At 41.2% G+C, this 228-nt stretch carries 1 pseudogene; it reads right to left on the reverse strand.

What is annotated here, in order from left to right:
- Positions 1-228: pseudogene (locus R0K30_RS24005) on the reverse strand (Na+/H+ antiporter); the annotation flags it as partial.

The following is a 228-nucleotide window of genomic DNA, read 5'->3' on the forward strand; positions in this document are numbered from 1 at the left end:
GTAAAAGGAAATGACGGCAAGCGTCACATCTTTATTTTCTTCAGTCATGTGTTTTTTCAGGCTTTCAATGGCCGCTTTTGCCGTTTTAACCCTTGTGGTGCGGATGAGGCCTTCTTCATTTAAAATCGACATTTCCGGCTTTTTTTGTTCACCGAAAAAGATCCAGTACATCAGGCGTTTCAGCTTTTTCTTAGATAAGCCGACTTTAAACGGATTCGTATACAGCAC

The organism is Bacillus sp. SIMBA_154, assembly GCF_046536015.1.
In the GTDB taxonomy this organism is placed as follows: domain Bacteria; phylum Bacillota; class Bacilli; order Bacillales; family Bacillaceae; genus Bacillus; species Bacillus pumilus_P.